Below are 25810 nucleotides of genomic sequence, written 5' to 3' on the forward strand. Positions count from 1 at the left end.
TTTTTGCTACGTATCTTTTCTTTTCATCATTGCTAAACGAGTCATCTGGGCGACTAATTCATCTCGCTGGTTATAACCACGATGTTCGAACCAAACAATCCCACGATCGGGTTTTGATTTTGATTCACGTTTATTAATAACCTCAGTCTCTACTCTTAACGTATCGCCAATACGAACTGGATTTGGAAATTTCATCTCTTCAAACCCTAAGTTACCAAGGGTTGTGCCTAAAGTTGTATCACCTACGGAAATTCCGACAATTAAAGCAGCCGTAAACATACTATTAACTATAATACTGCCGTGAATACTATTTTTACCAAATTCGGCATCAAGATGCAGTGGTTGTGGGTTATGAGTCATTGTCGTAAATAATAGATTGTCCGTTTCTGTTACCGTGCGGGTAATTTCATGTTTAAATACATCGCCAATATGTAATTCTTCAAAATATTTTCCTGGCATCTTTACGCCCTCCCATTTTAAGATGAAATGTAATTTTTCGCCGCTTCTACATATTGTTTTGCTGTTTTTACATGGGCATAGTCAATATGTTCACCTTCGTAAACAATCGCTGCCCTTCCTTCCTTTAACGCTTCATTAAAAGCTTCAATCATCCCTTCATAGTAGGCAATTTCTTTTTCCGTAGGTGAGTATACTTCATTAACAATCGGTACGTGAGATGGATGGATAACCATTTCTCCTGAGAATCCTAATTGACGATTAAACTGTGCAGCTTTCCGTAACCCTTCTAAATCTTTAATATCTTGCCATAGTCCCCCAATTGGTTGGACTTTCGCTGCTTTTGCGGCAAGCACAACGTGAGATCGGATATATAAACGTTCTAATCCTTCTGCCGTCCATTGATAATTTAATTCCCGTTCCACATCACCACTTCTTGGACTAACCCCTGCAAGGGCTACGACTCTCGGTTTTATTGCTATATCATAGGCAGCGTGAATCGATTTTGCCGTCTCAAGGGTCGGGATTAGTTTAATAGAACCGACTTCTAACCCTTTATTAAATTCAATTTCTGAAATAATACGATGAATAAGCTCAATATCCTCAGGTCCATCCAATTTAGGTAAAACAATTCCTTCTAAATCTTTTTTGATAATTGCCTCTAAATCTTTAATATTAAAACAATATGGTCCCCGATTAATGCGCACATAAACTCGTTGTCCATTATCTGTTAAAGGTTTGATAGCGTCTGAAACATTCGTTCTTGCCTGATTTTTTAAATTTTCTGGAACACTATCTTCTAAATCTAAAATAACCGTATCTGTCTGATATGACGGCACCTTTTCAAACCATGTCTCTTTTATTCCAGGAACAAATAACATCGTACGAATTGGTTTCACTTTTTCACCTACTTTTAATAGTTTTATAGGATTCAAAATAAAATAAAACGCTTTCGAAGTTTGTTAGCTAGCTTTTTATATAAAAAAAATATAGAAATATGCAACTTTTATTTAATGAATTTTACAAATATTATAATACTAAAAATTATTACTACTTACAATATTTTTAACTAACACTATGTAGGCGGTTACGTACTAAATAAAAAGACTGTTTACCTAGTATAAAAGTAAACAGCCTGAAGTTTACAATTTTTTTAAAGGAGTTAAGATAATTGTTTAAAAAAGGCGATTTAATGATGTATACTGAACATGGAATTTGTCAAATTGTGGACATTACGGAACGAACGATAGATGAAACCACGAAAAAATACTACATTATCCAACCTCTCGAAAACAACCAACAATTAACAATCAGTATTCCCGTTGATCGTGCAAATGCAATGAAAAAGATGTTAAAAAAGAAAGAAGCCGAAGAAATACTTGGTTTATTTCACAAGAACATTACTCGCAAAGAAAAAACTAGTAGAAGAAGAGGGATGAAAGTTTTATGAGAACAATCGAAAACTGTTAGAACGAATAGAAACTACTCTTTATAAAGAACTAGCCCTCGCTCTCGAAACAACAGACGACGAAATTACAGAACAAATCCATAACGCAATTTGAAACACTGGGACAGGTCCACTGTCTCATTTTTTATAACATCTTTTAAGTATTGAACAATTTTAGACATTTCCCTTATAGCAAAAATCTTTCATTCATTTTTTAACAATGAACCCGCACCTTTATATCTGTTTAGTGCGGGTTTGTTTTAAACATTATTTATCTTTTCTTAACAAATATTGATTCCCATCTTGGTCATAAAAATAAACATGGAACCGTATGGCATTTTCATTAATTCATCTACTTTTACACCATTACTTCTTTGATTTAATTACTAGATTTTTTAAGCCATTTTTATAAAATTCCTCAGCATATTTTTCTTCAAATTCTATAATTCGCAAAAAGGCCTCTTCACGTGTATCATTTCGAACATTCATTTCATTGGCATAATCACGTTTCGCTAAATTAAGTGCCAACTCATCCCAAAATGTATAATCATCATATTCACTAATGAACTCATGAATCTCTTCTTCAGCATCATGCGTCAAATATGCTTGGTCTGATTCTTTATCATAAACCACTTCAGGCATGTTCATTTGATGTGCCGCATTTAAAATATAGTTATAAAGATCTTCATATTGTTCTATCGGTTCGTCACGAAATGAGTTGATTACCCAATTTCCTGCTTCAACTAGCGTTAACAAGTCCTTCATTTGTTTTTTTGTAAAATTAATTTTCACCCTTTACCTCCTAAAAAAAAATAGAATGTTCACTCAGACTAATTAGTGTCCCAACATCATGAATTCCATCATTTCACGGGCATTTTCAATGATTGGTAGAGAGTTTACAATCTGTAATTTAATATTTAATTTTTTTGCAATTGGAGCGATTTGTAATGCAAGTAATTCTTTAACTCGAATTTCTTTCGGTAGATTGTTGAATTTTTTAATGAACTCTATAAAATAATGTTGCACGGCTTCAATTGAATCATCCGTAAACATTTCATAAAATACTATCTGGCCATATGTTTGCTCAGCTGAAAGCATAAGCATTGGATAATATGGCCGATCATTTTTATTTTCTTGAATTGGGGTTAGAACGTAATCACTATCTAATTCTACTATTACATTTGATTTTTTTATGGACTGTTTTATGTGTTGTAATTCTAACTCATTAACATATAAAGGCACTTGTTGATCAAGATTTTCTTCTTTTGTAATGACAATTTGTCCTTTCTCCCATTTACCTGTTTCTTCTTCGTATTTCCATAAAAATAGTCTACCATCACCTTGATAATGCTTTATGATTCCTGGTCTATCCTGAACATTTTTACAAAGATTGTTTAATTGTTCAAGAATAAATAACAATTCTTGTACTTCTTCGTCAACTAAAAACCACGGGTAGAAACCAGGCCAATAACTACGAAAAACTGGCCATTGATTTTTCCCTCGATAAGACCTTCCATATTCTTTTAAAAGTTTATAGTCTTTATTACTTAATTCATCGCGATTAACAAAGTCTACCGTTAAACTGTCTTGTTTCATATAATCACGTTCACTAAAGTTCGGGTCGAAAATTAATTGATTAAAAAACTCGATACTATTAATCCCTCTAAAAGCAGACAGTCCAAATTCTATTCCTCCCATACCTAAAATTGAACAAATATACAGCTCTTCAGTATCTGGGTGTAGTATTGCAATCAATTGATCATCACTTAACCAATTCCATGGTTTCATTTTTTTAAACTCTTCAGCTGCATCGAGGAGACGTGGCCAAAACGCGTTTGATTGAGTTTCTTTTATATCATCCATTTTCTGTTGAACTGTTTGGTTTTTTTCTTGTTTTTCAAATACTGATTCTAAAATCTCATTAATTTCATCCATGCGCTCTTTCCTATCAATTTCTGGTGTTGTCGGGGAATTTAAGTATTCGAATCTACTATCCTCAGCTGGTACTTCACGCATCACCTTCGTACATCGTGGGTAAACCACCCCATCTTGCTCTGGTAAAATTTTTTCTAAAACAATTTCATGCTCCCAATTGTCGCCAAAATCATAGGTATACAAAACACGATCTTTTTCTTTTAAAAAAATATTATTTAGCAGGATTGTCTCTTCATCATAATTTATGCTTTTAAAGGTTGACACGAAACCAAATTCCTCATTTTTCGGGCTAATTAAAATAATTTCATCGATTGGCACGGAATTCATTCTTTTAATTTGAAAATGATGTAGATGAGAGTTTGTCCATTCGAAGGCTACTTGAATTACATGGTGAAGCTCAGCAAACGTCATCGTATCACGTACTTCCACTCGCCTCCAAACCGGCGGCTTAAAACCTTTTAAAGTTACTTTTAATTGAAAAATCATATCAACACCTCTGGTACACAGGGACAGGTCCATTGTCCCACCTTATTTTCTTCATCATACATGACTTTTCTTGGTTATAAAATATTTTAACATAAATTTATTTTTCTCTAAATCTAGTAGTTATAAATTTGCTAGGGGTTGTGCCGTTTTGTTGTCATCATCATTGACATATTGTGTTTGCTCTATGCGTGCTTTTACAAGTTTAGTCATTCATAACAAAAATGTGCCCGACTTTCTGATTGATCGTATGTTATTGGTACATCGAACCCGTCTTCCAGATTCTTCCTAGTAATAATAGAGCAATGAACCTGGCCCTCTGATTCATTCTTCTTCAAAACGAAACACCGAACCCGTCCCTCTGTATCCCTCCCTCTGTATCCCTCTGTATCCCTCAAAGTTTTAGAAGATGATTTGGAGCTGTTTCCACCGTATCAAGGGGCGCCATTAATGCTTCGTGAAACGGCTGAAAAATATCCAGAGGTTGTTGAAGCTTTAAATAAGTTAGCTGGAAAAATCACTGACGCAGAAATGCGCGAAATGAACTATTTGGTGAATGTAGAAGGAAAATCTGCTTACGAAGTTGCAGAAACATATCTTAAAGAACAAAACTTAGTCGGGCAGTGATACACGGGCAGTGATACACGGGGACAGGTCCCGTGTACCATTTTTGCGAGTGATACAAGGAACCCGTCCCTCTGTATCTACCATTTTTGCGAGTGATACAAGGAACCCGTCCCTCTGTATCATCATCCCTCAAACTTGTGCGATATTTCCATTTTTCGTGCGAAAATCGTGATTTTTGTGCGAATATTAAATTTGCCCGAATGATATAGAATGAAGCCACTTAACTATTAACCTACAGCAAAATAAAAAAGGAGGTGCGCCCCCCTTTTAAAACACAACCTACTATCTTCTATCCCAGAACCGGTGTTGCGCGATCACTTGTAAAAACTCCTTTTCAAAGTTTGGATTATTTGCGGCAAATACAACGCCTGCTAAATTATTGTTCGATGAACGACGAATATAGTTCTGAGCTGTTGACGCGACACCGATTGGTTTAAAATGTGAATATGCATGTTGCACATATTTAAATGCATTTTGCATAAATTTCGCTTGGTTTCGGGCGTTTCCTCCAACTATATAAACCGTATCAAATAAATACGGGCTTGCGGTAATAAATGTATAGCTGACTTCAAGTTTTGTTCCATCATCGCCAGTTACAGTACCTAGTTTGTCACTTACTAAATCCACAAACACACCATTATTTTTCAAAAATTCAATTGTTCTTTTCACTTCTTGACCATTAAATCCATCGCCAATAACAACGCCAACCCATTGTGTTTGTGCATATTTCGGTGTGTTTTCTTGACTTAATGAAGGATATCTTGTCGAGACTGGTACATGGGTTCCGCTTGGTCGTTCCACCCCGATATTACCGGCAACGATATCTGCGAGCGTTTTATCAACATTTGCTAATAAATCGACGTTACGCTTACGGACATCTTCACTTACCACTTTTCCTAATTGATAACTAAAGCCATCAATCGTATGTTGTTTTTCAATTGGCGATAAACTATTCCAGAAAATCCGTACTTGGGTAAAAAAGTCGTTAAAGGATTCACTTCGCCATCTACCGACCCGTCCTTCGACTGGTTTCGGAAACTCGAGAAATCCGCCTTCTTCTGGTGGTGTCGTAAACGGCGTATTCCCGGCTAATTCGTTATTATGGTAGTTTACGTGATCCACATCAATCCGATAGCGCATAAAACCACGACGTGTATTGTTATGGAATGGACAAAGTGGCTTATTAATTGGCAATTCATCATAGTTAGGACTACCAAGTCGATGGTGCTGTGTATCGCGATAGGCAAATAATCGACCTTGTAAAACTGGATCATTGGAAAAATCAATCCCTGGAACAACGTTAGCTGGGTTAAAGGCCACCATTTCCGATTCTGTGTGGTAATTTTCAATGTTCCGATTTAAGGTTAACTTCCCGATTTTTTGTACTGGAATTAATTCTTCTGGCCAAAATTTTGCCGGGTCTAAAATATCAAAATCATATTTAAACTCATCTTCCATCGGAATGAGCTGAACACCTAATTCATATTCAGGATATAATCCAGCATCTATCGATCTCCGTAAATCTTTTCGATGGTAATCGGGGTCAATTCCACCTAATTTAATCGCTTCGTCTTGCAGCAAAGAATGAACGCCAAGAACCGGCTTCCAAACGAAACGAACAAAGGTCGCGACATTTTGATCATTTACAAATAAGTAAGTATTAATGGACCACGATTCCATCATCCGATAACTACGTAAAATTCCCCGTGGCGACATGACCCATGTGACCATATGGAGCGATTCTGGGTTAGCAGCGACATAATCCCAAAAACGGTCATGAGCCCCTGTTCCAGTTGGAATATCATCATCTTGTTTTGACTGATAAGCATGAATAACATCTGGGAATTTCATTGGATCCTGTACGATTAGTACCGGCATCGCAATCGTTGTTAAATCATAGTTTCCTTCTTCTGTGTAAAATTTAACCGCTTTACAACGTAAATCCCGTACCGTATCATATGAACCTTTTGGACCTTGTACCGTAGAAAATCTTACTGTGACTGGGGTCTTTTTACCAGCTTCTGATAAAAAGCCCGCTTTCGTAACATGCTTCATGGATTGATACGCTTCAAATTCACCGTGGGCACTATATCCTCTCGCATGCACTACTCGTTCTGGAATTTCTTCCCTGCTAAAATGACCGAATTTCTCAAAGAAGTACCAATCCTGCATTAAACCTGGGCCACGTTCACCAGCTTTTAAAATCTCACTATCATTAGCAAATTTTAAATTTTGTTTTGTCGTTAACGGCTTCCCTGTATTTTGTATGCGATATTTATTCAATTGCTGTTGTTTTGCATCTTCAGGTACTTGCTTTTTATTTCTAGCTGTCTTTTCATCCATATTCTCACCCGCCTTGTTAGTTTCATCCACTTATATACATATGAAAAAAATTATCATTTAGAACTAGTGACGGAAAGCAAGACCATTGTCCCCGCACGAACTGTATTGTGAAAAAATCGGGAAACGGACCTATACCCTACTCCACTGATAAAATCTCCATACAATTATGAGGAAAAGAAAATACCCGAAAAAAGAATAAAAATGGTTCCAACTTTCGTTATGATGGAAAAAACCTAATAATTCTGTCTGCATTTCAATGGCCGGGGCAAATAAGCTAATTGTTATTATTAATAGGACCCGAATATATGGTGTTACTTTTTCCGCTAAATAGAGAAATAAAAAAACGAATAGTGGAAGACCTATAATTGTAAACGAGATATTAATTGAAAAAACCTCTGGAAATGGTCGTTTTGGGAAATCATAAAATTCTTTTCCTATAAAATATAGCTCAAGATATGTTCCAATTAGTGTGGCGAAAAGAATCGTGCTAACATAAGCGGAAAGCTTACTTCTTTTGAAGAAGAACGGTCTTTTTCGTAAGAATAGCAAGTTCAATTTTTTCGAGAGTTTTACAATACTCATTAAGAATCTCTCCTGTTCATTAATAACTAAGACCATTGTTAAAATATAGCTGTTTTTTTCTTTCCAAAAGAAATTGCATATCGTTTCCATGAATGTTGATACGTTAAAAAAGACAAGAGGTAAAAGAGGTTTTTATTTCTTTTTAAACTTTCTTCATATAATAGAAATTGCGGATAAATATCTTGAAAGATCAGCCAGTTTCCTCTTTCTAAAAACGAGAAAAAATCCTGTCGTTCTTGTTCAGAAAGCAAATTTGATAAAAGCTCACCTTGTAAATCCGTCATATTCCAACCGCCATTTCTCGATACGAGATGACCTAATAAAGCCCAATGAATCTCCGGGTGCCTTATATAGAAATCTAAATAACTATTCGTCCTTGTCACATTATTCTTATTTAATTCCTCCGTACACTCCCGAATTTTCTCAATAAGGAAAACTTCCTCGAAAGTTAATTTTGCTTTCAATTCAGTTCTTGATGGCGCTTTTTTGTTTTCTTTGTTAATTCATGTTTAATGTCTTTAAGTGGATTTGAACGAAAAAAAATCTGTATCCCCCCTTAGAATAGCGGATACTTTTGTTGAATACATATGAATGAATAATAAATTTTAGTGTGGTGAAGCCAATGGAACAAGCTGTCGAAAGAGAGATTCCTAGATTAATAGAATTATGAAGAAATGATCAGACAGCAGATGGATCGTGGAACTATCCTTTTGAAACGGGTATTTCGACTGATGCGTATATGATTATTTTATTACGTTTCCTTGATATTAATGATGATAGACGTAAAAAACTCGCCCTAAAGGCGAGCTTTTCAGAAATCCTTATTCACTTTTGTTAAAATAGCTAACAACAACATTTCCAACTGCTTTTGCAGCTACAAGTAAACAATCTTCATCGATATCAAATTTTGGATGGTGGTTAAAGTATGGTTGTTCGACCCCTTTTGGTGTACAACCAATAAAGAAATAAGATCCCTTAACTTTTTCTAAATAATAAGCGAAGTCATCTGACGGTGATAATTTCGGAAATTGAACAACTTCCTTAAGTGTATTGTCTTTATTTTCTTCTAATGTTTGTCTGACAAACTCTGTTAATTCCGGATCATTGTATAGCGGTGGATAATCCGGTACATACTCTAATTCACAAGTAACCCCGAACAGTTCTTCAATCCCTTTAACAATACGGTGGACTTCTTTGTTAATCACTTCTTGTGCTTCATCGTTGGAATAACGGATATCACCTTCGATTTCGATGCTATCTTTAATAACGTTAAAGCTACCTTTACCATCGAAGGAACCGATTGTAATAACACCCGCTTCAAGTGGATTCACACGGCGGCTAACAACCGTTTGTACAGCCGTAACGAAATAAGCTCCAGCAACGATAGCATCGTTCGCTTTATGAGGGGAAGAACCGTGTCCGCCAACACCTTGAATTTTTAATTTAAAATATGTTCGACCATTAAACGTATATCCGCTACGATACCCGACCGTTCCCGCAGGAGCCATCGGTAAAATATGAATACCAAAAATGGCATCTAAATCATCTAATTTACCAGATTCAACAATACTTTTTGCTCCACCAGGTGGTTCTTCTTCCGCATGCTGGTGAATAATTTTGATCGTTCCATCAAATTTATCTTTCAATTGAATTAAACAATCTGCTAACACCATTAAGTATGCAGTATGGGCATCGTGTCCACAAGCATGCATGACACCTTCATTTTTAGATTTAAATGGAACATCTGCTTCTTCCTGAATCGGAAGGGCGTCAAAGTCCGCCCGTAAGCCGACAGTTTTACCTTCGCCCTTCCCTTTGATTGTCACGATAATGCCGTAACCGTTCCCGACATTTGTTTCAACTTCTACATCTTTTCCTTTGTAAAAATCTGCGATATACTGTGCTGTTTTTTCTTCTTTAAAGGATAATTCTGGATGCATGTGTAAATAACGTCGAATTTCAATCATTTCATCTTCTCGTTCTTCGAGCATCCGCATTAATTCTTCGCGCATCACGTAACCCCCTTTCACATCCGAATACTAGTGTACAAATTATTCCATTGAATCTTTTGGAACAAGGAATAAAATTGATAGTAATGAAAGAACACCAAAGAGCACGTTTACTAAGATTCCGACTGTCGCTGCTGTATGGACACTTGCAAATGCACCAACTGCAGCATATACCGTAGCTGAAATCGCAATACCGAACGCATTTCCTAAAGAACTAGCCATTTTATAAATACCGGATGCTTCACCGACTTTATCATCTGGTGCACCAGAAACGGCAGTATCAGTAGAAGGTGTTGCATACATTCCAAGACCTAAACCGAATAGAACAAAACCAACAAATACGATAACTGTGTAAGCAAATCCTGGTAGGAATGTTAATCCCATTAAACCTACACCAATAATTGTGATGATTGTACCCAATACCATTGGTTTTTTCGCACCAATTTTTTGCATTAATTTTTCACCGACACGAATCATCGCAAGAACCGTTACTAAGTAACCGATTGACAGGATACCGGATTGGAAAGCTGTAAATCCACGTCCAACTTGTACATACGTATTCGCAACAATTAATGTACCTGCAATTGCATTTAATAAGAAGTTGGAAATCGTAGCCCCTGTATAAGGTTTATTTTTAAATAATTTAAAGTCAATTAATGCGTTCTCTCTTTTTCTTTCAAACATAACAAATACGATAATACCAACAACTGCAACAATTGCTAGTGCGATTGATCTAATACTTGTCCAACCAAAGTCTGCACCTTGTGTAATAAGGATGTTGATAGCAAGCATTGTTACGATGAAAATTGCTAAACCGCCAAAGTCAAATTTAAATTTACCTGTTGTTTGTGCTTTACTTTCAGGCACATCTTTAATCATCCACATACCTAGTAACGCAAAAACGATAGAGAAGATGTAAATCCATTTCCAACCTAGATAAGTTGCAATCGCACCACCAGCAAAAGAACAAACACCTGAACCGCCCCAAGAACCGATGGACCAGTAACTTAGTGCCCGTTGCCTTTCAGCACCTTCAAAATAAGCTTTCATTAAAGCGATAGTAGCTGGCATAATACATGCTGCAGAAACCCCTTGTAACACACGACCGATAATTAAGAATAGTGGACCTTGTGCTAATACAAGTAAAAGGGAACCTGCTACACTTAAAATTAAACCAATATTTGTGATTAATTTTCTACCGAATCGGTCAGCAAGACCTCCAGCAACAACAATAAACATACCAGAGAATAAAGACGTTAAACTAATTGCAACGTTTAATACCGTTAAGTCGACACCTAAATCTGCTTGAACAGCTGGTACAATATTAACCATTGCTTGAGCAAATAGCCAAAATGTAATAACGCCAAACACAATACCGAATATCATCTTGTCGGTACCTTTGTAATTCGTAGCATTCATTGAAGTAACATCCATTGTTTTACCTCCTTGTTATTTCGATTAAATGTTATAAATGTAAAATAGTTCATATGCTTGAAATCATTATAAATAAAGAAACCGAATACATTAGGTCGATATTTTACCTTTTTTACAACAAAACGAACTTCATAAGAGCCCCTTGGATTGTATAGGTAAAATATGTTCGGATGTATTTTGTCCAAAATAAAAACATGAATGCTAATAACATTGATGTTTTTGAAACAGAGGGAAACAGGGGGGAGGGAAACAGGGGGACGGGTCCACTGTATCACAAAAAAAAAAAAGACAGCCTCCATGTTCCGTAATTGAAACTAGGGGTCTGTCCCTGTGTATTAAAAGCACTTTTTCGTTTTATGAACTATAGTCCATATTCTCTGTCATTCCCAAAATATCTTCTTCTGTTATTGTAGAATCAATATCTTCAACTATAAGTGTGTAACGCAGCCCATCTTCATCCCAAGTGTAAGCATTAATTTCTTTCATGACCTCTGCATTTTGACCGCGAATTTTTAAGTTACTCTCTTCAATTGGATACTCTTCAGGAGTAGGAAAAACAGATAAATTCACTATTGGAAGGCCTTCCTCGTTCTTATAAGTAATCGCAATTTCTGTCCGATTGATTTCACCATCAAATTCATAGATTTCCACTTTATCAACAGTTAAATTTTCCTCATTCAATACTAAAAACGCTGTACCTAATTTTTCTTCCGCTTCTTCAATTGTTCCTTGACTTTCTTGGAACTTTTCCTCTAAATCCACGATTTCCACATCATCTGGTAAAGCAATGGCAAATGTATCATCTGTAAATTTAGGTGCAGTATCAATTACTGTATAGACGTTTTCTGAACGTACTTTGCCACTGTTTCCGATAGATTTCACTGGGAACCATGTTTTTTGATCAATCCATAATTCAATTTCTCCATATAACGTATTTTTCTCCTTTGGTTTTAGCTTAATATGGTGGGTATTGAAATCATTTACTTTCTCTTCACCAACGTACTCATATTCATGACTTTCTTTTAAATTTTCTATTAATGTCGTTACTTGCTCGCGCATACTTTGATTTTGCACGTCTAATGTTCCAACATCTTCCGTTACCATTGCCATATTTTCACTCGTATTAAAAAATGTAATCGTTTCTCCATCATTGACACTGAATGATAATTCTTCGTTTGTTTCTTTATCTTTCACGACAATTTTTATTTTCCCGTCTTCACTGCGACTTTCTTCTATTATACTGTTTTCAACAAGCTCGTCATTTTCATACATTTTCATTTCGGCTTCGGCATAGTATTCTTTAATTTCCTGATCAGCCGCTAAAACCTTCGTAATAATTTCATCCGTCTTCATATTCGACTCCTCCGAACAACCAGTTAATAATAAACCACTTGCCACAAACGAACTAATGAGTAGATTTTTTAGTTTCACTTTGATTTCATCCTTCCTTTTTATTTATAAAAAACTTCCATTTACCTAGTCGGCTTTCCTTAACATGTGGTACGACAACTTTGATGATATGTCTTCTCGTGTCAACTTTGTATCTGGCACACCGGACCCGTCCCCTTGTACCAATTCCCCCTGTACCAATTCCCCTTGTACCAATTCTCCCTCTGGGACACCGAACCCGTCCCCCTGTTCCACACCCCTGTTAAACATTTTGTTCGGGGAGCCAGCAGGCGGCTAGGGTTCCATAATCTGGATGGGACCAGAGTTTTATTTTCCCGCTATGTTGATCCATAATCATTTTTGCAATGCTTAAGCCGAGACCAGATGTACCGCCATGTCCTCGTGCTTCTTCCACTTGTACGAAAGGTTCAAAGACTTTGCTTAAATCTTTTTCCGGAATCGCTTTCCCTTCATTTTGTACGATGATTATTGTGCCGTTTTTTCGCCACTCCTCCACTTCTTCAACAAAAGGCGGGAACACCCATTTTGGAAGCACGTATTCACAAGAGACGACGGCAAGCCAAATACTTTTCCCACTTTCTGTATACCGCATCGCATTTGACATTAAATTATCGACTACCCGAATCATTTGCTGAACGTTAACAGAATAATTAGCGGACACTTTTTGCTCGACGGTTAAGTCTATTCCTTTTTCCCGACAAGTTCCTTCATAACCACCTTGTAACATATCAAAAAACTCTTCCCCATCAACGTCAACAAATTCGATTCTTTTCTCCGTCGACTTTAATTTCGTAAATAAATTCAAATCATCAACCATTTCTTTCAAATAATCCAGCTTTTCAAAAACAACCGCACGATACTCTTCTTTTTCCTTCTCAGATAACTGCCCTCCACTCAACGCTTCGAAATATGCACGAATCGAAGTAAGCGGAGTTTTTAGATCATGAGACATAGCTGCGACAATATATTCCTTTTCATTTTGCTGCCTTTCGACTTCTTTATTTGTCGCTTCAATTTGATCTTTCATTTTTACAAAATGCGAAATCAACTCACCAATTTCATCTTTTTTCCGCGGGAGTTTTCTGCTTCCCTTTTTTCCTTTTGCAAAAGCATCCATTTCTTCTTTCAATAAACGAAGTGGACGATTTAATTTACGGTTGAGTAAAATCATTACTCCCACATAAATCACAGCAAAGGTAATAATAAGGAATCCACCAAGTATGAGGGTTCGGTTATTTACCCCTTCCACCCAATCGTCCCGCGCAATTGTAATCTCATAAATCCCGATTAACTCATTGTTTTGAAATACAGGTTGTTTATATTGATAAGTGTGAAAATCCTTTTTTAACGTATTTAAATCTTGATAAATGAATTTCTGACGATGAGTGGAATAAATATCGACACCTGATTGATCAATTGTTGAATACAGTTTCAATCCATCGGGACGATATAAAACAACACTCATCGAAGCATCTGTAACTTCTTGCAACGCTTTATAATTTTCCACAGGTTGCACTTGATAGAAAGAGGGGTTCATTAATATCGGTTCTAATTGATTAATTTTCTCCAGCACTTCCATGTACTCGGTAAAATCACGCTTTTCATCAAAATGGGATAGACTGATATAGAAAAAATAAAGCGCAATAACCGGTAAAATCATAACAATGAGGTAACTTATCATGAGCCATGGTTTCAGTTTCATTTTTTTCTTTCTCCTATAAAACGATAACCAACACCCCAAACGGTTTGAATAAACTTGGCGGTTTTCGCTTCGTCTTGAAGTTTTGTCCGTAAGCTCTTTACATGGACGGTCACCGTGTTATTCCCAACTAAATCCTCTTGCTGCCAAACATGCTCATACAATTCCGATTTACTAAAAGTTTTAAAAGGATTTTTTGCTAAAACAAATAACAGTTCTATTTCCTTCGCAGTAAGTTGAACCGGTTCACCTTCCAAAAATACGACCTCGTTTTTAAAATCAATTTTTAAACCGTGATAATATTCATGAACATCTTGTTCTTCCGTATTCATATAGCGTCTATATCTCCGGAGTTGGGCATTAATTCGAGCTGTTAGTTCATCAAGTCGAAACGGTTTTGTAATATAATCATCTGCCCCTAAATCAAGGCCACTAATTTTACTGTCAACTTCTGTTTTTGCACTAATAATGATTATCGGAGTGTCGTGTTCAAGCCGAATCGTTTTACATAACGTAAACCCGTCCATTTCCGGTAACATAAGATCAATAAGCACTAATTGATACTGATCCGATTTAAAATCTTCCCAACCTTCTTTACCGGTCGAAGCCCAAGTGACAAAGAAGCCCTCCTTCCGCAAATGATCACTTAAAATGCGCGCGATTGACGCATCATCTTCAACGATTAAAATTTTTTCCTTATTCTCCATACCCTGTCCCTCTTTCACTTTTGATTATAAATGACAATCACAACTCGTTTTGAATTCTTTATATTTGATTAATAATTTATCGATTTCTTAAAAAATTACTATTTTCATTAAAGATGGACAACAGCTTCAACTATGTTCAGAATAATTATAATTTGGTAAATATAAAAAAGATTCTCCTGAGGAATTTGTACTAAAAAGTAATCTATAGAATAATAATTTTAACAGGAGGGCTTATTTTGGATCTAAACACTATAAATGAATTAATAGATTGCTTGAAAAAAATTATCCACCAATCACAATCGATAGATATTCCAAAAAAAGGTGAATCATTAAAATTAGAACTTAAAAGTACTTCATTTTACTTTTTTATAGATATTAATAGAAAGGGCAGAAAAAAACCTAAATGCACATTCCAACTTCGAGAGCACCAGCATAAGGACAAACCTCTATTACGATTAGATATACTTGGTCCAGCACATCCTAACCCACCTGGAGATTTCCCGTATGCTGGTGAAATTATTTCCTGCCCGCACTTACATATTGCTCATCCAGAATATGGTGATAGTATAGCTTATCCACTCAATAATGTGTATGCTAAAATGTATTTAACTGAAGAGGAGTTAAAAGAAATCGAAATTTTACTCAGGAAATTTTTAGAACGTTGTAATGTGGGCAATATTAATGATTATACATTTAATTATCAGTCAGAGTTATTTTAATAGTAAAGGAGGTGTCCATAAATGATCGATCAACTAAGAAAACTATATAATGATTGGAATCAACAAACCATTCAATTTGAAAAATTTGATTCCTTTATAGAAATAACAACGCCCTTTGTAGATATGCACCATGATTTTATTCAATTGTTCTTAACTAAAGAGGAAGATTTTTATATCATCACCGATGATGGGCACATTATTAATGAACTAGATATGCTTGGGATTGATATTCATAATACACAAAAAAGAAAAGAATTCATAAACATGTCCTTAAAAATATTTGGCGTAAAGTTAAATAAAAACACAAATGAACTATATGTAACTTTCCAAAATATAAATGAATACCCAGAATGGCAAAATCGCTTGATTCAGTGTTTACTAAGAATCTCAGATATGCTTATGACATCAAGGAATAATGTTGTTAGTATTTTTACTGAAGAAATTTCAAGTTTTTTCTTAGATCATAATATTTTATTCAATGAAGGGCCAAGTTTTATTGGGGTATCTGGGAAGTCTCAAAGATTCGACTTTTCTTTACCACGTTCGAGGACTAGAAATGAAAAGTTGATTAAAGCAATTAATTCCCCATCTTCAGAAAGTTATCGTGAAGCATTGTTTTCTTGGCTAGATATCAAGTCAACGAGAATTAATTCTGATTTTTTGGTGATTGCCAATGATAATAATAAACCTCTAACGGATGGATTTTTAGAACCATTTATCAATTATGAAGTTGAAGTATTAAGATGGTCAGATAGAAATAAATGGGTAGATAATTTAAGAATTAGTTAAAAAACCGACAGAATATAGTTAAAAACTATAAAACTGTCGGCTTTTCATTTTATTTTTTCACTAGATGGGATGGAAATTTATTAGTTCAGATTGTAACGTTGAATAATAAATCCTTTATACTATGCATTTGGCATTTCCATCTAACAATCACTAAGAGCACCCATGAACTTACTTTCCCGAGATGAACAAGACTCCAGCCATCCCTTTGATTCGGATATTGCCAAGCACCGAAAAACGTAGCGATGTTTTCTGCAATCCAGATAAAAAAGCCAATAAGAATAAAGGATAAGGAAAGGGGGATTTTATAACGAACTCGATTGATCTCATATGTGACACTCGACTTCCAAAATACGGTAATGACAAGTCCTGCTAACCACCAACGAATATCAATCCAGAAATGATGTGTAAAAAAGTTCATATATATCGCTGCAGCTAGTGGTACGACAATAATGAAGGGCGGCCAATTCACAAGTTCAACTTTTATTCGTCGCCAAGCTTGACAAAGATAACTTGCCACACTAGCATACATAAATCCGCTATATAGCGGCACTCCAAACACTTTGAAATAGCCTTCCTCCGGATAACTCCAAGAACCCATATGCACTTTAAAAATTTCAAGAGCAAGACCAATGAAATGAAACACAGTGATTACTTTCAACTCATCTTTCGTTTCAAGGCCAGAACGCACCATCCACCATTGCATGAGAAGGAAAATGATTAGTAACCAATCATACCGTGGTAAGAAAGGAAGTGGGAGATGTTGTGTAATAGCAAGTGAAGCAAAAATGACGACTGGAAAGATACAAGAGAGAGCTTGTTGCCATACAAAATAAAAAAATTATTTTAGTGTCTTTGCAATATCAATTTTAAATGATCCTTTTCTAACCTTTCTTTGTTCCGCTAAAAGCATCTCAATCCCCCCTTTTCCTAGCTACTCTTTTATTTTTCATCTTCATCTCTATACTCCAAAATATCCCCTGGTTGGCAATCCAACGCTTTACAAATCGCATCTAATGTTGAAAACCGAATCGCCTTTGCTTTGCCATTTTTCAAAATTGAAATATTCGCCATCGTTACGCCCACTTTTTCAGATAGTTCCGTTACACTCATTTTTCTTTTCGCTAACATAACATCTAAATTTACAATAATTGCCATTCTTTTCACCTCAAACTGTCAAATCATTTTCTTTTTTAATATCAATTGCTTCTTGTAACAGTCGTTTGAGAAGAGCGGCAAAGACTGCAACAACGAATGAAGCACCTTCAATCACTAATCCGATTAAAATAAGAGCTGGTAGATCATCCCATTCGGCAATTACAAAAAGCAGTGGTAAAGCTATCGTATATAACCCACTAATTGTAAGGCCATAATTTCGAATTTTCTTTAACGCGACAACGGACAGTTCTGAAAAAGCTTCATTATAGTCGATATAACGTAAAAGTTTTAGAGCTTGATACAGTGCCATGTAAAACGGTACCGCAGACACATACAAAATAAGCACAAGTCCTAATACAATAGATGCTAATGTTGTACCACCTAATTGAAATTGTTCAATCGCCTCACCGGCAATTTTCGGTAATAAAAATATACATAATGCTAAAACTGGAATTCCAATACAAAATACTGCAATTCTTAATAAAACTGTTGATCCTCGTTGTTTCATAAAAAACACCTCACTATTTATTTTCGAAATTTATCGTAACACGACATTTATTGTTTTTCAATAAATTTTTATCTTATTTTATTATTTATTTGTCGTTTTTTAAAACAAAAGAACAGATACTACCATAAAAAGGCAATAAAATTGTTCTATAAACAAAAAACCGCACGAAGGATCAGGTCACTGTTCCCTAACCCTTCGTGCAGTTTAATTTATTCCATATTATTTTGTAGTATTCATCTCGGTTTAGTAGGAATTAAACGTATAATATAGTGAAAAAAATTAGATTCAATTAGTACTAACTTTTTCATTGATCACATTTTATATCGCTTTAGCTGGTTCATCCTTTTCTTGTTGCACTTTACTGTCCTTAAATTTAGGAAATCCGATTAGAATTGCAATTGTACCACATATTCCTAGTAAAATTGGATAAAAGGAATATGGAAGGATACTGATTGGTGAGATCGCAGCTAATCCTGATGCGACAAGCATTTGACCACCATACGGTACGAGTCCTTGCCAACAGCCAGGAAAAATATCAAGAATACTTGCCGATTTTCGCGGATCAATCTCATATTTATCAGCAATATTTTTTGCTAATGGTCCAGTTGCAACGATGGAAATTGTATTATTTGCAGTCGCAATATCGGTTACACTTACTAAACCTGCAATTCCAAATTCAGCACCTTTTTTGGATTTAATTTTACTTGAAACAAAGTTTAACAACCACTGAATTCCGCCATTATGTTGGATAATGCCAATCATACCACCGATTAATATAGCAACAATCGCTAAGTCTTCCATATTAATAATCCCTTGTGAAACTGCTTGGATAAATCCTGATAATGTATAAGAACCATCAAATAAACCAATTATTCCTGCTAAAATAGTCCCTCCAATTAATACAACAAGAACATTCACGCCTAATAATGCAGCAAGAAACACAGCGATATATGGGACAACTTTAATAAATTCATATTCATAACTTCCGAGTGTTTCTATTATAATTCCGCTCGTAATAATCCAAAGAATGGCCGCAGTAACAATCGCTCCTGGTAAAACAATTAGGAAATTCGTCTTGAATTTATCACTCATTTTCGTACCTTGTGTCCTGACAGCAGCGATCGTCGTATCGGAAATCATCGAAAGATTATCCCCAAACATTGCCCCACCAATTACTGTTCCCATTGCTAAAGATAGCGGAATTCCTGTTTGTTCTGCGATACCAATTCCGATTGGAGCAAGTGCTGCAACAGTTCCCATCGATGTCCCCATTGATAATGAAATGAAACAACCAACAATAAATAATCCAACCATTAAAAGATTACTAGGAATTAAGGATAAGACCATATTTACAGTGGCCTCAACGCCACCCATTCCTTTTGCTGTTTCCGCAAATGCACCAGCTAAAATGAAAATAACAACTAATAACATAATATTCGGGTGACCTGCCCCTTTAGCAAAGATCTCAATTTTAGCTGATAGCTTTTCCTTTCTATTCATTACTAGCGCAACGGCGGACGCTATTATAATGGCCACGTTTAAAGGCATATTTGAAAAGTCTCCAGAAATAATACCTGTTCCAACAAATAATAAAACAAAAATTAACAACGGAAATAGTGCACTGAAGCTTTCTTTTTGAACACTCATATTAAACTCTTCCCTTCATTTTTTATATTTGATTAATTCATCGTCATACCACCAGTAACATTAATACCTTGACCAGTCATATAATCGGAGTATGTTGATGCCAAAAAGACAACAACATTGGCAATATCTTGCGGCACGGCGGTTCGACCTAAAGGAATTTGACTATTGTCTTCTCGTTCAATTTCTTCTGCTTCTAGACCACGTAATTCGCCTCCAATTTCTCTTTCTCTATGTTTCATATTTGTTTCTACAATGCCAGGGCATACTGCATTTACATTAATCTTATCTTTGGCTAATTCAATGGCGGCAACTTTTGTTAAACCTAGTACAGCATGTTTGGACGCAACGTAACTCCCCATTAAACGATAGCCGTTTTTCCCAGCCTGTGACGCAATATTAATGATTTTGCCACCTTCGCCCTGAGATTGTAATACTTTAGCCACCGCTTGTGTACAGAGGTAAACACCTTTAGCATTTACATCCATCGTTTTATTCCAATCGGACTCTTTAATATCAACAAAATAATCCATCGTTGAAATGCCGGCATTATTAACGAGAATGTCAACTCTACCAAAATAGTTGTTTGAGTCAAGTATTTATAGGCAGTTTTTTTCACACCTTAAATTTGAAAGCGGATTCAAACTCTTAGGATACTCTCTTGGTAAGAATTTTGCCTTTTTTAAAAGCCAGACAACTCTTTTAATGCTTTGTAAACTGGTATGTTAGCTTTTCCTTTTAGATATAGAACGTTGTCTCTAGTGGCTTCACCAATTGTGCTCGTAACTTTTTCTTTATAGTATCTTGGTGGGTTCTTTTCCACCTTTGTTTCAGTCCATTTTTCGATCCTGCCAAATAGTGTTTTTAAGGTCAATTTATCCAAGTAAGCTACCAAACCAGTGAACATGGCACTTACACCTTTATCCACCCAACTACGGCCATTTTTAAGTCTTTTGGCAAATACACTCATGGTTCCTTCTGCACTACCCATCGGACGCATTCCTGTTGTATCTATACCCTGTTCTTTAAGCCAGTTACGATAATCTCCCAAGGCTTCTGGATATTTCTCTAATTGGCGAATAAATGCTTCTAGACGTTCCTCTTGCTCATCATCCTCTAGCGTTCCGACTGCACTGTTAAGCTCTGTAAGCAATTTCTCATAATCATATGATGCAAGCGCCTTACGAATTGGACGATAACGTGGGTGATGACGGAACAAACTTCGAATCTCCCGTGCCACATGGAAACGATCAAGCGAAAAGAATGCACGATCTTTGAAATAGTCACGACAAGTTGTAATCCAATTTGCACCATCTCCATTTATTACCAACTTATGAATGGTTGGATCATACTCAAAGTTTTCGATGAGAAAGTCCTCAAACGCCTCCCAAAATGGCTGGTTCCCTTCATGTACGAAATGGCGTTTATTCTTCAGTCTTACTCGTTTCCCATTGACTTCCCAGCCTTGATGAACTGCGGCTATTTTCTCTTCTTTTCCCTTTTTTCGTTTACCTTGACGTTTTACAAACAAACCATCGACCTCTACAAATAATACAGGTTGATGTACATGCTCACGCTTTTTTGGAATACTCGAAGCTTGTAATAAGTGTTGACGGATTGCCTCATGACTAATAACCCGATAGCCTAAAAGGGTTTCTAACGTACTGGCTGCTTTTCGATAGGAAGGTCCCTGAACAGCTAATTCAATAGCTACCTCCTCAATCAATGGGCTAAAAGAACCTGCATCCTCAAACTCTAAATAACGATCAAGGAGAAAAACATATTCCCCTGTCTCCCGGTCACGGTAATAATTACGATTTAATTCAATCTCTCCGAAGAGACTAGTTATATGATATTTTCTTTTATCAATGAGTCGATAGCGTTTTTTATCTCGTTCTTCTGCAATCTGTTGATCCATATCCTCCAAAATATTTTTCATAACGCTGGAGAAGGTATCTTGTAATTGCCTCCAAACCATTTGCTCAATTTCTTTTAAATTTGGATATTTTGTGATATTCTTTTCCATGAGGGATACTCCTTTCTCGGTAATGGTTGTTTTGCTTGACTATCATTCTACCAAGGAGTACCCTCTTTTTCATTATATCTGCTTTTTTCCTACCGCGCTTCCGCTTGCTTGCCCCTTCATTTAGTGAACTCACTACGTTCGTTCACTAAATGAAGGGGATAAAATTTATTCCGCCCACAATAATTTTACTCATACAAGTTATCCACAACAAACAAAAATAAGTTATCCACATTTTTTAAAAAAATAAGCAAAATTGGTTCTTTTTGACCCTTTTTGTAAATAAATTTAACTGGAAAATTTTACCAACTGTGGATAAGTCGTAATTGCATAATACTACCGAAAATTGATAAATTTACTCCTCATAGCTGTTCTTCTGAGGAAAAACTTGTCTTATTAATAAAATTGTGTGAAGATAAAGAGTTTAATTAAGTTTTTTCCAGTCATTACTAACCTACTTTGATGACTTTTTTTACAAATCAGTGCAAAATACTCATGAAACAGTTTCGTTTTATGTAATAATAGAGAAGCTAGATTTCAAAATGGAAGGGTGATTATATGTGGAAAGAGTTTAAAGAGTTTGCGATGAAAGGGAACGTTATTGATTTAGCAATGGGGGTCCTCATCGGTACAGCATTTAATAAAATTGTTACATCATTAGTAAATGATATAATTATGCCTATTTTTGGTTACGTTGTTGGAAAAGAAACCTTTGCCCATTTAGCATGGGGAAATATTAAATACGGTGCTTTCGTTCAAACGATTGTCGACTTTTTAATTATTGGGTTTTCTTTATTTGTTGTTGTAAAAACAATTAATAAATTGAAAGAGATCCGAGAAAAAGAAGCACAAGAGGAAGAAGAAGCAACTATAACAAAAGAAGAAGAACTACTAACGGAAATTCGCGATTTGTTAAAAGAACAACGGTCAAATTCTACAAACTAAATCCATTATAAAAAATCTAACCCCAGAAAGCTTTTTTCTGAGGTTAGATTTTTAAATATTAATTTTTTCTTTAATATGTAGGACAAACTGCTCTAACGACTGTTCATTAGTGAAGGAGCACTGTGCTCTTTTTGCATTTCCTCCGCCTTTACCATTATATTTATTTGCTTCTTCCTTTACAATTTTTCCACAATCGATTGATAAGTTACCACTTTGTGTAATTAGAAGCTTATTTTCATTTTTTGTACCTAAAACAATAAGTTGGGCTTCATTTTCTAACAATTTTTGACTTACAATACCGAGTTCTTTTATCGTAAGTTCTTGAAAAATTTGATAAACTTTCTCTTTTCCTTGTTCTTTAATTATTTGATTAGCTAATAAGTCTGCATACTGATTAAACAGTGTTGTATAATTCCGTTCTTTTTCTTTATTTGCTTCTTTTAATTTCTCAACTTGATTCAATAACAAATCTTGCCCAGTTGTAAGGAGCTTTGATAGATCCGCAATTAATTGATGCTTTTCGGTATAATCTTTTAAAAGTCTCAATCCGCAAATAAAATAAAGACGGATTTTACCTTTCATTTTTTCTGTTTTTAATAATTTTAAAAGTCCAATCTCACTTGTTGAATTTACATGGGTACCGGCACAGGCATTATATTCAATGTTTTCTATTTGAACGATTCTCAGTCGGTCAATTCCTTCTGGTATTTTTCGAATATCATACTTTTCAGCTTCATCGCGATTGATATAGAAGACGTTTACTTTATGATTAGCAACAATATGATCATTAACTACTTTTTCGATCTTGTTCAATTGCTCATCGGATAGAGATGAAACGTCCAAGTCTATCGTCGCAGTTTCATTACTAAGGTGAAATGATAGGGTGTTTATACCAAATAAATCTAAACAAATAGCTGAAAGTAAATGTTGACCGGAATGATGTTGTGTATGATCAATGCGACGATAATGATCGATTTTGCAATCAACTACTTTTTCTTCTGGCTTTGTATTTAAAACATGGAAAACTTCTTCATCTTTTTTAATACAATCAATCACCTCATAGTTACCAATCCATCCTAAATCTGCAGGTTGTCCGCCACCTTCTGGATAAAAGGCAGTTTCTTTTAAAGTAACATAATATAAATCATCATGTTCAAAAACACCGGTTATTTCAGTCGTCCATTCAAAAACTTTCGGATCTGTATAAAATAATTTTTCTGTCATTAAAATGCCTCCAAATATGAATGTATGTATTAAATAAAAATATAATAATTCTATTATAACGAAAATTTTTGAATGGATAAAAGATAGTATCTGAAATAAATAAACGATGTAGAAAAATTTAGGTTTTATGTTGAGGTGGCGGCGACTCCAGCGGGATAAGCGTGAGTCTTGAGACCCCGCAGGCGAGAATGCGAGACGAGGAGGCTCAGAGCAGCCCCTAGGAAAGCGTCCGCCACCAAAAAGAAAGTTATAAAAATAAGGGGGGATTTACTTGTAAAATTATAATTATTTTAATTTTTTATCGCTTCAAGAATCCAAACAAATTTATTCATTTGTTGAAAAGTTACAGTGAAATCATTTTTCATTAACATATGTTCAAATATCGGAATAAATGTATAGTACTCTGTTTGTAAATCTTCAATTAAACGATTGTAATTTTTTTCTTTCGCCCAATTGATAATGTTTTCTCTTGCTTCTTCATTTTCAAACATCGTATCTGCAAATACAATTTTATCACCTGACTGAAGCAGGGAAGCATATAGCTCCAAGGCCTTTTCTTTTTCTTTATCCTTTAAATGATGAAAGGCATAGGAACTCACAATCGATTGAATCGGTTTTTCTAGATTAGGAAAAAGTAAAAAGTCTCCATCAAAAACAATCAGGGAAGGAATTTTTTGTTTTGCAATTGCACGCATTTCTTTGGAAGGTTCAATACCTATAACATCGTGCCCTTGTTCAATTAACTTTTTTGTTAAATTTCCAGTACCAACCCCAAATTCTACTACAGTTCCTTTAGCTTTTGCTGCAACTGTACTTAATATTTGGTCATATTTATAAAAAACTTCTTTATATTGTTCGTCCTTTCCATCGACGGTATCATCATATGTCAATGCCCACTCATCAAATAATTGATCGAATTCTCTACCCATGGCTAAACAAACCTCCAATTTATAAACAAACATATGAATTTGTTTAATTTTTATAATGCAATCTTACTTAACATATGATAAAATCAAATCATACAATTCCTACATGTATAGTATGAATTTTAATTGAAAATGTCAATATCTTTGAATTTTAATTATTTTTTCGTTGCAAAATGTTGGTATACTTGAAAATTAATATATCTTTACAATTCCAAAGAATCATATCATACTTATATAGTAGGATTTTTTAATTGGAGGTATTGATATGGAAATGAAAAAAATGAATGTAGAAAGTTTTAACCTTGATCATACAAAAGTAAAAGCACCTTATGTTCGATTAGCTAGCGTAAGCGAGGGTGTTAACGGAGATAAAATTTACAAATATGATGTCCGTTTTTGCCAACCAAATAAAGAGCATATGGAAATGCCGGCATTACATTCTCTAGAACATATGATGGCAGAACATATTCGTAATCATCATGATACAATCTTTGACGTTAGTCCGATGGGATGTCAAACAGGATTCTACGTTTCAGTCATTAATGACGGGAATTATGATGCTTTCTTAGAATTATTAGAAAAAACATTAACAGATGTTGTTAATGCTACAGATGTTCCAGCATGTAACCCAGTTCAATGTGGTTGGGCAGAAAGTCATAGTTTAGAAGGAGCCCAAGAAATTGCTCGAAAAATGCTTTCCAAGAAGGATGAGTGGAAAGAAGTATTTGCATAAAAAAGGATGTGT

The 25810-nt window shown here is 35.3% G+C and carries 23 protein-coding genes and 3 pseudogenes; 6 read left to right on the plus strand and 20 right to left on the minus strand.

What is annotated here, in order from left to right; genetic code table 11:
- Positions 1-6: 6 nt before the first annotated feature.
- On the minus strand, positions 7-459 hold the full coding sequence (locus GW534_RS03400; protein WP_161919653.1) for a MaoC family dehydratase: 453 nt from the start codon (positions 457-459) through the stop codon (positions 7-9).
- Between the two features lie 17 nt (positions 460-476).
- Positions 477-1391 carry an HpcH/HpaI aldolase/citrate lyase family protein gene (locus GW534_RS03405; protein WP_202630811.1) on the minus strand — a complete coding sequence of 305 codons (915 nt, stop codon included), beginning with the start codon at positions 1389-1391 and terminating at the stop codon, positions 477-479.
- A gap of 236 nt (positions 1392-1627) precedes the next feature.
- On the opposite strand from GW534_RS03405, the gene GW534_RS03410 reads away from it, so the two are divergent.
- Positions 1628-1906 (plus strand): CarD family transcriptional regulator, encoded by a 279-nt coding sequence (locus GW534_RS03410; protein ID WP_161919654.1) that lies wholly within the window; start codon positions 1628-1630, stop codon positions 1904-1906.
- Positions 1907-2269: 363 nt separating this feature from the next.
- Here the strand turns inward: GW534_RS03410 and GW534_RS03415 are convergent, their stop codons facing one another.
- Positions 2270-2695, minus strand: coding sequence for a hypothetical protein (locus GW534_RS03415; RefSeq protein ID WP_161919655.1), 426 nt, complete (start codon positions 2693-2695; stop codon positions 2270-2272).
- 42 nt (positions 2696-2737) lie between these two features.
- Positions 2738-4324 carry a plasmid pRiA4b ORF-3 family protein gene (locus tag GW534_RS03420; RefSeq protein WP_161919656.1) on the minus strand — a complete coding sequence of 529 codons (1587 nt, stop codon included), beginning with the start codon at positions 4322-4324 and terminating at the stop codon, positions 2738-2740.
- Between the two features lie 390 nt (positions 4325-4714).
- Here GW534_RS03420 and GW534_RS03425 point away from each other — a divergent pair.
- Positions 4715-4948, plus strand: a pseudogene (locus GW534_RS03425) (glycine betaine ABC transporter substrate-binding protein); the annotation flags it as partial.
- A 282-nt stretch (positions 4949-5230) separates the two neighbouring features.
- On the opposite strand, the gene GW534_RS03430 reads toward GW534_RS03425, so the two are convergent.
- The 8 genes and pseudogenes from GW534_RS03430 to GW534_RS03460 form a co-directional block, all read right to left on the minus strand.
- Positions 5231-7291 (minus strand): catalase, encoded by a 2061-nt coding sequence (locus GW534_RS03430; RefSeq protein WP_161919657.1) that lies wholly within the window; start codon positions 7289-7291, stop codon positions 5231-5233.
- A 129-nt stretch (positions 7292-7420) separates the two neighbouring features.
- Entirely contained in the window at positions 7421-7909 is a 489-nt protein-coding gene (locus tag GW534_RS16640) for a CBO0543 family protein (protein ID WP_407670438.1), read from the minus strand.
- A pseudogene (locus tag GW534_RS16320) lies at positions 7886-8387 on the minus strand (DUF2515 family protein); the annotation flags it as partial. The gene GW534_RS16640 and the pseudogene GW534_RS16320, both read right to left, overlap by 24 nt.
- A 307-nt stretch (positions 8388-8694) precedes the next feature.
- The gene (locus tag GW534_RS03440; RefSeq protein WP_161919658.1) at positions 8695-9885 is read right to left on the minus strand and encodes an amidohydrolase; all 1191 of its coding nucleotides are present in this window, start codon (positions 9883-9885) and stop codon (positions 8695-8697) included.
- Between the two features lie 39 nt (positions 9886-9924).
- Positions 9925-11301: an MFS transporter gene (locus GW534_RS03445; RefSeq protein WP_246203898.1), complete on the minus strand. Its 1377-nt coding sequence runs from the start codon at positions 11299-11301 to the stop codon at positions 9925-9927.
- Between the two features lie 369 nt (positions 11302-11670).
- Positions 11671-12747, minus strand: a complete 1077-nt coding sequence (locus GW534_RS03450; RefSeq protein ID WP_161919660.1) for a LolA family protein — start codon at positions 12745-12747, stop codon at positions 11671-11673.
- A gap of 220 nt (positions 12748-12967) precedes the next feature.
- Entirely contained in the window at positions 12968-14428 is a 1461-nt protein-coding gene (locus tag GW534_RS03455; RefSeq protein ID WP_161919661.1) for a HAMP domain-containing sensor histidine kinase, read from the minus strand.
- Positions 14425-15132 (minus strand): response regulator transcription factor, encoded by a 708-nt coding sequence (locus tag GW534_RS03460; RefSeq protein ID WP_161919662.1) that lies wholly within the window; start codon positions 15130-15132, stop codon positions 14425-14427. The genes GW534_RS03455 and GW534_RS03460 overlap by 4 nt, the downstream gene beginning before the upstream one ends.
- Before the next feature lie 236 nt (positions 15133-15368).
- Between GW534_RS03460 and GW534_RS03465 the strand changes: the two genes are divergently transcribed.
- Together GW534_RS03465 and GW534_RS03470 are read left to right on the plus strand one after the other, a co-directional pair.
- Positions 15369-15851 carry a DUF6978 family protein gene (locus GW534_RS03465; protein ID WP_161919663.1) on the plus strand — a complete coding sequence of 161 codons (483 nt, stop codon included), beginning with the start codon at positions 15369-15371 and terminating at the stop codon, positions 15849-15851.
- Positions 15852-15872: 21 nt separating this feature from the next.
- On the plus strand, positions 15873-16640 hold the full coding sequence (locus tag GW534_RS03470; protein WP_161919664.1) for a DUF1829 domain-containing protein: 768 nt from the start codon (positions 15873-15875) through the stop codon (positions 16638-16640).
- A gap of 85 nt (positions 16641-16725) precedes the next feature.
- Here the strand turns inward: GW534_RS03470 and GW534_RS03475 are convergent.
- The 6 genes and pseudogenes from GW534_RS03475 to GW534_RS03500 form a co-directional block, all read right to left on the minus strand.
- Positions 16726-17469 (minus strand): annotated as a pseudogene (locus GW534_RS03475) (DUF817 domain-containing protein); the annotation flags it as partial.
- A 110-nt stretch (positions 17470-17579) separates the two neighbouring features.
- Positions 17580-17795 carry a helix-turn-helix domain-containing protein gene (locus GW534_RS03480; protein WP_161919665.1) on the minus strand — a complete coding sequence of 72 codons (216 nt, stop codon included), beginning with the start codon at positions 17793-17795 and terminating at the stop codon, positions 17580-17582.
- 10 nt (positions 17796-17805) lie between these two features.
- Positions 17806-18303: a DUF2975 domain-containing protein gene (locus tag GW534_RS03485; RefSeq protein ID WP_161919666.1), complete on the minus strand. Its 498-nt coding sequence runs from the start codon at positions 18301-18303 to the stop codon at positions 17806-17808.
- 318 nt (positions 18304-18621) lie between these two features.
- Positions 18622-19950 carry a Na+/H+ antiporter NhaC family protein gene (locus tag GW534_RS03490; RefSeq protein ID WP_161919667.1) on the minus strand — a complete coding sequence of 443 codons (1329 nt, stop codon included), beginning with the start codon at positions 19948-19950 and terminating at the stop codon, positions 18622-18624.
- 32 nt (positions 19951-19982) lie between these two features.
- Complete coding sequence (locus GW534_RS03495; protein ID WP_161919697.1) at positions 19983-20546, minus strand: SDR family NAD(P)-dependent oxidoreductase; 564 nt, start codon at positions 20544-20546, stop codon at positions 19983-19985.
- An 83-nt stretch (positions 20547-20629) separates the two neighbouring features.
- Complete coding sequence (locus GW534_RS03500; RefSeq protein WP_161919668.1) at positions 20630-21973, minus strand: ISLre2 family transposase; 1344 nt, start codon at positions 21971-21973, stop codon at positions 20630-20632.
- Positions 21974-22528: 555 nt separating this feature from the next.
- On the opposite strand from GW534_RS03500, the gene mscL reads away from it, so the two are divergent.
- Positions 22529-22915 carry a large-conductance mechanosensitive channel protein MscL gene (gene mscL / locus GW534_RS03505; RefSeq protein WP_161919669.1) on the plus strand — a complete coding sequence of 129 codons (387 nt, stop codon included), beginning with the start codon at positions 22529-22531 and terminating at the stop codon, positions 22913-22915.
- A 51-nt stretch (positions 22916-22966) separates the two neighbouring features.
- Here the strand turns inward: mscL and GW534_RS03510 are convergent, their stop codons facing one another.
- Both GW534_RS03510 and GW534_RS03515 read right to left on the minus strand, forming a co-directional pair.
- Positions 22967-24139: an alanyl-tRNA editing protein gene (locus GW534_RS03510; RefSeq protein WP_161919670.1), complete on the minus strand. Its 1173-nt coding sequence runs from the start codon at positions 24137-24139 to the stop codon at positions 22967-22969.
- 290 nt (positions 24140-24429) lie between these two features.
- The gene (locus GW534_RS03515) at positions 24430-25068 is read right to left on the minus strand and encodes a class I SAM-dependent DNA methyltransferase (RefSeq protein WP_161919671.1); all 639 of its coding nucleotides are present in this window, start codon (positions 25066-25068) and stop codon (positions 24430-24432) included.
- 262 nt (positions 25069-25330) lie between these two features.
- On the opposite strand from GW534_RS03515, the gene GW534_RS03520 reads away from it, so the two are divergent.
- A complete protein-coding gene (locus GW534_RS03520; RefSeq protein WP_246203894.1) occupies positions 25331-25798 on the plus strand; it encodes an S-ribosylhomocysteine lyase in 468 nt (155 codons plus the stop codon).
- Positions 25799-25810 lie beyond the last annotated feature (12 nt).

The organism is Pallidibacillus pasinlerensis, from assembly GCF_009996845.1.
Lineage (GTDB): Bacteria > Bacillota > Bacilli > Bacillales > Caldibacillaceae > Pallidibacillus > Pallidibacillus pasinlerensis.

Bases quoted from the DNA above. Each gene is read 5' to 3' on its own strand.
- GW534_RS03400 (WP_161919653.1), bottom strand. From the start codon at position 459: ATGCCAGGAAAATATTTTGAAGAATTACATATTGGCGATGTATTTAAA.
- GW534_RS03420 (WP_161919656.1), bottom strand. From the start codon at position 4,324: ATGATTTTTCAATTAAAAGTAACTTTAAAAGGTTTTAAGCCGCCGGTT.
- GW534_RS03430 (WP_161919657.1), bottom strand. From the start codon at position 7,291: ATGGATGAAAAGACAGCTAGAAATAAAAAGCAAGTACCTGAAGATGCA.
- GW534_RS16640 (WP_407670438.1), bottom strand. From the start codon at position 7,909: ATGGTCTTAGTTATTAATGAACAGGAGAGATTCTTAATGAGTATTGTA.
- GW534_RS03440 (WP_161919658.1), bottom strand. From the start codon at position 9,885: ATGCGCGAAGAATTAATGCGGATGCTCGAAGAACGAGAAGATGAAATG.
- GW534_RS03445 (WP_246203898.1), bottom strand. From the start codon at position 11,301: ATGAATGCTACGAATTACAAAGGTACCGACAAGATGATATTCGGTATT.
- GW534_RS03455 (WP_161919661.1), bottom strand. From the start codon at position 14,428: ATGAAACTGAAACCATGGCTCATGATAAGTTACCTCATTGTTATGATT.
- GW534_RS03460 (WP_161919662.1), bottom strand. From the start codon at position 15,132: ATGGAGAATAAGGAAAAAATTTTAATCGTTGAAGATGATGCGTCAATC.
- GW534_RS03470 (WP_161919664.1), top strand. From the start codon at position 15,873: ATGATCGATCAACTAAGAAAACTATATAATGATTGGAATCAACAAACC.
- GW534_RS03480 (WP_161919665.1), bottom strand. From the start codon at position 17,795: ATGGCAATTATTGTAAATTTAGATGTTATGTTAGCGAAAAGAAAAATG.
- GW534_RS03485 (WP_161919666.1), bottom strand. From the start codon at position 18,303: ATGAAACAACGAGGATCAACAGTTTTATTAAGAATTGCAGTATTTTGT.
- GW534_RS03490 (WP_161919667.1), bottom strand. From the start codon at position 19,950: ATGAGTGTTCAAAAAGAAAGCTTCAGTGCACTATTTCCGTTGTTAATT.
- GW534_RS03500 (WP_161919668.1), bottom strand. From the start codon at position 21,973: ATGGAAAAGAATATCACAAAATATCCAAATTTAAAAGAAATTGAGCAA.
- mscL (WP_161919669.1), top strand. From the start codon at position 22,529: ATGTGGAAAGAGTTTAAAGAGTTTGCGATGAAAGGGAACGTTATTGAT.
- GW534_RS03510 (WP_161919670.1), bottom strand. From the start codon at position 24,139: ATGACAGAAAAATTATTTTATACAGATCCGAAAGTTTTTGAATGGACG.
- GW534_RS03515 (WP_161919671.1), bottom strand. From the start codon at position 25,068: ATGGGTAGAGAATTCGATCAATTATTTGATGAGTGGGCATTGACATAT.
- GW534_RS03520 (WP_246203894.1), top strand. From the start codon at position 25,331: ATGGAAATGAAAAAAATGAATGTAGAAAGTTTTAACCTTGATCATACA.